This is a genomic window from Micromonospora sp. U56 (assembly GCF_018070095.1).
Taxonomy (GTDB): Bacteria; Actinomycetota; Actinomycetes; order Mycobacteriales; family Micromonosporaceae; genus Micromonospora; species Micromonospora purpureochromogenes.
In genome coordinates this window covers 41,993-48,529 of the sequence record NZ_JAGPYL010000038.1, presented here as the reverse complement: position 1 = coordinate 48,529, position 6,537 = coordinate 41,993, and the positions used below count along the sequence as shown (strand labels likewise).

The following is a 6,537-nucleotide window of genomic DNA, read 5'->3' as shown; positions in this document are numbered from 1 at the left end:
CGGCACGACGGCCGGCAGGGCGCGGGCGGCGGGCGGCACGACGGCCGGCAGGGCGCGGGCGGCGGGCGGCACGACGGCCGGCAGGGCGCGGGCGGCGGGCGGGCGGCGGGCGGCGCGCGGGCGAGCGGCGAGCGGACGGACGGCGACAGGGGGCATGGACCTGATCGAGCGACATGCCTGTCAGGCATATTTATGACTCCCAGGCATACCGCTGAGAAGGGTCATGCCTCGGGCGGCGCGACACGCCGGGGCAGCGCCGTGGTGTCGGGCTGCCCGGCGGGCGCCGAGGCCGGCGAGGAGGGCGCGAACGGCCCGGGCGTCGCACCACGCGGCACGACCGGAGCGGTCGACCGGCGGTGCCGACGCAGCAGCCACGGCAGCCACGGCAGGACGCCGACCAGCACCAGCAGCGAGAGCAGCGGCAGCCGCCACCATCGCCAGACCGTGGCCGGGGGCGGGTCCGGCGGCGCGGACACCCACGGCCGGGCCGTCTTCGACCAGGCCAGGAAGGCATCCCCGACCGGCAGGACACCGAAGGCGTACCGCTTGGTGTGCGGGGTGTTCAGGGGCAGGCCGACCAGTTCGCCGTAGTTGGCGAGCGATCCGGCCAGCGCGTATCACCCTGCGCCTGCGCGGCACCCAGGGTGACCACGGTGACCGACAGGCTCACCCCGAGCAGCAGCGGGCCTGAGTCGACGTCGGCCGGCCCGTCGAGTCCGCGCGGGTACTCGCGGACGGCCGGGCCGAGCCCCAGCGGCGACACAACGAACAGCTCCCGGAACCGTAGGTACTGCGCGCGGGCGAAGGCCGGGTCGATCTCCGCCAGGAAGCGCTGGATGACGCTCTGCGAGGTCCCCCGGGCCACCTCGGCCGGAGCTCCGCTGACCAGATCCACGCGGTGCGGCAGCAGGCCGGTCCGCGGATCCAGCCGCTGGCGTACGCCGTCCAGCCAGCGCCGGACCGTCGGGTCGAAGCGGGCCGGCAGCAGCGTGTCGTGCAGGCGCAGCGAGGCGACCGCCACCGTCGAGTCGACCGGCCACGCCTGCCCCGGATACGCGGCCAGGTACGGGGAGGCCGACGCGTCGAAGGCGTCGGCGAGGACGGTCGAGGCGTCGGCGAAGCGGGCGACCTCGGCCGGGCCGCGGCGCTGCGCCGGTTGCAGGGCGAGCACGCCGCCGCGCAGCCAGTTCGTCCAACCCTGGTAGAAGACTCCGTACCCGGGGGTCAGGTCGGGGCTGAACGGGGCGCGGCCGGCCGGCGACTCCAGCCGCTGAACCCAGCGGGCCTCCCGCAGCGCCTCGTCCCGCCGGTCCGGCGGCTGCCGCAGACCACTCTCGACCCGGGCCAGGCCGTACAGCACGTGCGCGAAGTACCACCCCTCGGGGAAGAGCGCCTGGGCGTCCTCCCCCGCGCCGTCGTCCAGCGCGGCGCGCAGGAAGGTCAGCTGCCGGGCCACCCCGGGCGGTTCGGCGGCGATGCCGGCGGTGGCGGGGGCGACGAGGCGTACCACCCCGAGCAGAGCGGCGAGGCTCACCAGCGCCGCCACGACCGCGGCCGTCCGCCGCACGATCATCACGGGCACAGCGTGCCGCAGACGATCAAGGGGCTACAGCCGCAGCAGCATCCGGGTGTTGCCGAGCGTGTTCGGCTTGACCCGCTCCAGGTCCAGGAACTCCGCGACACCCTCGTCGTACGAGCGCAGCAGCTGCTCGTAGACCGGCTGCGGCACCGGCGCCCCGTCGATCTCGGTGAAGCCGAACGCGCCGAAGAACCGGGTCTCGAAGGTGAGCACGAAGATCCGCGCGACGCCCAGCTCCCGGGCGGCGTCGATCAGCTCGCCCACGATCCGATGACCGATCTTGCGGCCCCGGCACACCGGGTCCACCGCCACCGTCCGGATCTCGGCCAGGTCCTCCCACATCACGTGCAGCGCGCCGCAGCCGACCAGGGTGCCGTCGCCGGTCACCGCGACCCGGAACTCCTGCACGTCCTCGTAGAGGGTGACCGTGGCCTTGCTCAACAGCCGCCGGTCGTCGGTGTACGTGTCGACCAGCCGCCGGATGCCCCGCACGTCACCGGTGCGCGCCCGGCGTACGACGATCTCGTCGGCGGCGCTCATCTCACTCCGCCGGCACGTCCACGCACGGCCCGGCCGCCCACCACTTCTCCACCAGCGCCAGCGTCTCGTCGCCGAACGGGTTGACCCCCGGCCCGGCGCCGAGCGCGTGCCCCAGGTGCACGTGCAGGCACTTCACCCGGCCCGGCATCCCGCCGGCGGAGATGCCGGCGATCTCCGGCACCTGGCCGATCGCCTCCCGCCGGGCGAGGTAGTCCTCGTGCGCCGCGCGGTAGTGGGCGGCCAACTCCGGGTCCTCGGCGAGGCGGTCGGCCATCTCCTTCATCAGCCCGGCCGACTCCAGCCGGCTGCACGCCGCCGTCGCGCGGGGGCAGGTCAGGTAGAACAGCGTCGGGAAGGGCGTGCCGTCGGCCAGCCGCGGCGTCGTCTCCACCACGTCGGGCAGCCCGCACGGGCACCGGTGGGCCACCGCCCGGGTGCCGCGCGGCGGGCGTCCGAGCTGCGCGGCCACCGCGGCCAGGTCGGCCTCGGTGGCCGGTTCCCGCTGCGGCAGGGGTACGGAGTCCGCCGCCGGCTCCTGCGGTGGTACGACAGTCACGGTGCCCATCTCTCGTTCGGTGCTCGGGTGGTGCTCACTGAGCGGGGCGCTCGCCGTTCGCCGCCCGCACGCTCGACCAGAGCGTGTCGTACCAGGGGTCGGGGGTCTTCGGCGGGACCGGCGGCCGGCCGGAGTTGGCGTCCCGGGCCGCGCCCTCCGGGTCGTTCAGCACGATCACCGGCGTCTCGCCCGGCCGGACCATGTAGAACCGTTCCCTGGCCTTGATCTCGATGTACGCCGGGTCCTGCCACTTCGCCGCCTCGGCCGACAGCTTCGAGATCTCCTGCCGCTGGGCGGCCTGCGAGCGTTCCAACCGCTCGATGTCCACCTGCTGGTCGAGGTAGACCCGGACCGGATAGGTGTAGGCCAGGGCGAGCGCGATCAGCACCGCGAAGAGCACGGTGGCCCGCCCGGTGAAGCGTCGGGGGTGGGGTGCGGTGAGCCGCTTGATGGTGCCGCCGGCCGCCGTCCGCCGGGCGGCGGCGGGACGGCTCGCGGAGCGTACGCCCTCGGCGCCCCGCGTCCGGCCGGCGGCCGCCCGCGGCTCGGCACGGACCCCGCCGTCGCGCACGGTCGGCCGGGCGCCACGGGCCCCGCCCGGCCGACCGGTCGGTCGACGGGCGGGGCGCTGACCGCCCGGTGTGCGGCGCTGCTGCATCGTCACACCCCTCCCCGAGGCTCAGCGGGTCAGGCCGAACGGTAACGCGGGAACGCGCCCGCGCCGGCGTACCGCGCCGCGTCGGCCAGTTCCTCCTCGATCCGCAGGAGCTGGTTGTACTTGGCCACCCGGTCGGAGCGGGCCGGGGCGCCGGTCTTGATCTGGCCGCAGCCGGTGGCGACGGCCAGGTCGGCGATGGTGGTGTCCTCGGTCTCGCCGGAGCGGTGGCTCATCATGCACTTGAAGCCGGCCCGGTGGGCCAGGTCCACCGCGTCCAGGGTCTCGGTCAGCGAACCGATCTGGTTGACCTTGACCAGCACCGCGTTGGCGGCGTTCTCGGCGATGCCCCGGGCGATGCGCTGCGGGTTGGTCACGAAGAGGTCGTCGCCGACGATCTGGATCCGGTCGCCGATCGCCGCGGTCAGGGTCGCCCAGCCGCTCCAGTCGTCCTCCGACAGCGGGTCCTCGATGGAGACGATCGGGTAGTCGCCGATGAGCTTGGTGTAGTAGTTGCTCATCTCCTCGGCGGACTTCGCGCTGCCCTCGAAGGTGTAGGTGCCGTTGTCGAAGAACTCGGTGGCGGCCACGTCGAGCGCGAAGACGATGTCGGTGCCGAGCCGGTAGCCGGCCTTCTCCACCGCCTCGGCGATCAGGTCCAGCGCGGCGGCGTTGGTCGGCAGGTTCGGGGCGAAGCCGCCCTCGTCGCCGAGGCCGGTGGAGAGGTCCTTCTTCTTCAGCACCGACTTCAGCGCGTGGTAGACCTCGGTGCCGGAGCGCAGCGCCTCGCGGAAGCTGGGCGCGCCGATCGGCGCGATCATGAACTCCTGGATGTCGACGTTGGAGTCGGCGTGCGCCCCACCGTTGAGGATGTTCATCATCGGCACCGGCAGCAGGTGGGCGTTCGGACCGCCCAGGTAGCGGAAGAGGCTCAGCTCGGCGCTGCCGGCGGCGGCCTTCGCCACCGCCAGGGAGACGCCCAGGATGGCGTTGGCGCCCAGCTCGGCCTTGTTGTCCGTGCCGTCGAGGTCGAGCATCTTCTGGTCGATCAGCCGCTGCTCGCTCGCCTCGTAGCCGATGAGCTGGTCGACGATCTTGTCCTCGATGTTGGCGACCGCGTTCTCGACGCCCTTGCCCTGGTAGCGGTCGGAGTCACCGTCGCGCAGCTCGATCGCCTCGAAGGCGCCGGTGGAGGCGCCGGAGGGCACCGCGGCGCGGGCGATCGTGCCGTCGTCGAGCCCGACCTCGACCTCGACCGTCGGGTTGCCCCGCGAGTCGAGAATCTCCCGGGCGACGATTCCCTCGATGGTTGCCACTGAGTCGCTCCTCGTTCGTGTGTGCGAATCCGGTATGGGCCGCGACGGTGCGGCTGGGGCAGCTGTTGAACGCAGCGTATCGGGCGACGGCCGGCCGCACGTCGTCGCCCGCCGTTCGTACCGCGCCCCGGATCCCCACCGGCACGCGGGGTGAGACGGACATTCCCGGATTCTCGGGCGTCAACCGGCAACGGGTTTGCGTCGGGTGGACCCGATCGACCACGCTGGTCGCCATGCCCGCCGTATCGACCACCCTCCGCGTGCTGGCCGTGTCGGTCGCCGCGTCGCTCACGGTGACCGGATGCCAGACCCTGGACGACGCCGGCCGGGCGCTGGGCCGGGCCGACCTGGTCAACGACCTGGCCGCCCGGATGGACGGCGCGCTGACCGGCACCTGGGCCGCGGACTACCGGTTCGCCGGCGGACGGACGGCCTCGATCGCGCAGACGCAGGAACCGCTGCGCTCCGCCTACACCTGGCCGGACGGCAAGATCACGGTGACCCAGGAGGCGGTCACCCGGTGCGAGAACTCCGCCGGCCGGACCGCCTGCACCGTGCTGCCGCCCGAGCTGACCGCCGGGAAGCCGTCGGTGGTCGTCTACACCGAGGCGGACAAGCGGGGCCTGGTCACCCCGCCGGCCGTGATGGCGCTGCTCACCGAGGCCGCCCTCGACCCGGACGCCCAGGTCACCCAGAGCGACACCACGGTCGCCGGCCACCACGCCACCTGCGTCGACGTGCGGCGCTCGGCCGGCGACTTCACCACCTGCGTCACCACCGAGGGGCTGCTGGGCAGCTTCACCGGCACCCTCGACGGCACCCCGACCGAGCTGACGTTGACCCGCTACACCGAGACGGTCGAGGCAGCCGCCTTCGCCGTGCCGCCGGGTGCGGGTGTGGTGGACCGCCGACCGGCCACCTCGTGACCGAGCCGCCCCCCGGCCTCCCCGCCGAACGGGCGTCCGCGGCCGGAGCGCCCGCCCGGAACGCCGACCCAACCGCCCTCGGGGCGTCCGCAGCCGGGGAACCGGTGCCACCCGCCGCGTCGGCGACGCCCGTTCGCGGCGGGTTCCTCCCCGGGGCGGACCGCACCGCCGCGCCGGCGCCGGACGACCTGGCCCTGCCGGTCTCCGGTCGCCGGGTGCTCACCCGCGCCGACGGGCGGTTCGCCCACGTCGGCGAGCTGCCGGCCGACACCGACTGGGTACCGGTCGGCACGCTGGACGGCGTACCGGCCTGGGCGACCGACGTGGCCGAGGCCGCGGAGGCGTGGGGACGCTGGCGCAGCTGGCGGTCGCTCGCCGCCGAGCTGCCGGAGCCGTTCGCCACGGCGGCCGGGCGGGCGCTGGCGGTGGTCACCTGGCGGCGTACCCACCGGTGGTGCGGGGCGTGCCGGGCCGAACTGGCCGACGTGCCCGGCGAGACGGCCCGCCGGTGCCCCGGCTGCGACCTGTACGTGCCGATGCGGCTCTCCGCGGCCGTGCTCACCGCGATCACCCGCCCCGGCCCGGCCGGCGGCCCCGACGAGCTGCTGCTGGTGCGGCACGCGTACGGGCCGACGGAGCTGTGGGCGCTGGTCGCCGGGTTCGTCGAGGCCGGCGAGACGCTGGAGGCGGCGGTACGCCGGGAGGTCGACGAGGAGGTCGGGCTGGCCGTCGACCGGGTGGCCTACTTCGGCAGCCAGCCGTGGGCGATGTCCGGGCCGGGGACGCTGCTGACCGGGTTCACCGCCACCGTTGCCGACCCGTCCGCCGAACCGGTGGTGGACGGGCGGGAGCTGACCGAGGCGCGCTGGTTCCCGGTGGACGCGCTGCCGGCGGAGCTGCCACCGGCGTACTCCATCTCGCGCTGGCTGATCGACGCGGCGGTGACCGTCGGGCGGCGCTGAGCC

At 74.5% G+C, this 6,537-nt stretch carries 8 protein-coding genes; 2 read left to right on the top strand and 6 right to left on the bottom strand.

The features are described from left to right. Positions 1-221 precede the first annotated feature (221 nt). The 6 genes from KBX37_RS15385 to eno all read right to left on the bottom strand — a co-directional run bounded on the left by KBX37_RS15385 (position 222) and on the right by eno (position 4,646). Positions 222-476, bottom strand: coding sequence for a hypothetical protein (locus KBX37_RS15385; RefSeq protein ID WP_210776635.1), 255 nt, complete (start codon positions 474-476; stop codon positions 222-224). 86 nt (positions 477-562) lie between these two features. Beyond that, positions 563-1,576 (bottom strand): hypothetical protein, encoded by a 1,014-nt coding sequence (locus KBX37_RS15380; protein WP_210776634.1) that lies wholly within the window; start codon positions 1,574-1,576, stop codon positions 563-565. A gap of 30 nt (positions 1,577-1,606) precedes the next feature. Then, positions 1,607-2,119 carry an amino-acid N-acetyltransferase gene (locus tag KBX37_RS15375; protein WP_210776633.1) on the bottom strand — a complete coding sequence of 171 codons (513 nt, stop codon included), beginning with the start codon at positions 2,117-2,119 and terminating at the stop codon, positions 1,607-1,609. Position 2,120: 1 nt separating this feature from the next. Then, a complete protein-coding gene (locus KBX37_RS15370; protein ID WP_210776632.1) occupies positions 2,121-2,675 on the bottom strand; it encodes a DUF501 domain-containing protein in 555 nt (184 codons plus the stop codon). Between the two features lie 34 nt (positions 2,676-2,709). Next, entirely contained in the window at positions 2,710-3,333 is a 624-nt protein-coding gene (locus KBX37_RS15365) for a septum formation initiator family protein (protein ID WP_210776631.1), read from the bottom strand. Between the two features lie 29 nt (positions 3,334-3,362). Next, on the bottom strand, positions 3,363-4,646 hold the full coding sequence (gene eno / locus KBX37_RS15360; protein ID WP_210776630.1) for a phosphopyruvate hydratase: 1,284 nt from the start codon (positions 4,644-4,646) through the stop codon (positions 3,363-3,365). Between the two features lie 233 nt (positions 4,647-4,879). On the opposite strand from eno, the gene KBX37_RS15355 reads away from it, so the two are divergent. Further along, positions 4,880-5,572 (top strand): hypothetical protein, encoded by a 693-nt coding sequence (locus KBX37_RS15355; protein WP_210776629.1) that lies wholly within the window; start codon positions 4,880-4,882, stop codon positions 5,570-5,572. Continuing rightward, entirely contained in the window at positions 5,569-6,534 is a 966-nt protein-coding gene (nudC, locus tag KBX37_RS15350) for an NAD(+) diphosphatase (RefSeq protein ID WP_307849082.1), read from the top strand. Before KBX37_RS15355 ends, nudC begins: the two co-directional genes overlap by 4 nt. Positions 6,535-6,537: the final 3 nt, after the last annotated feature.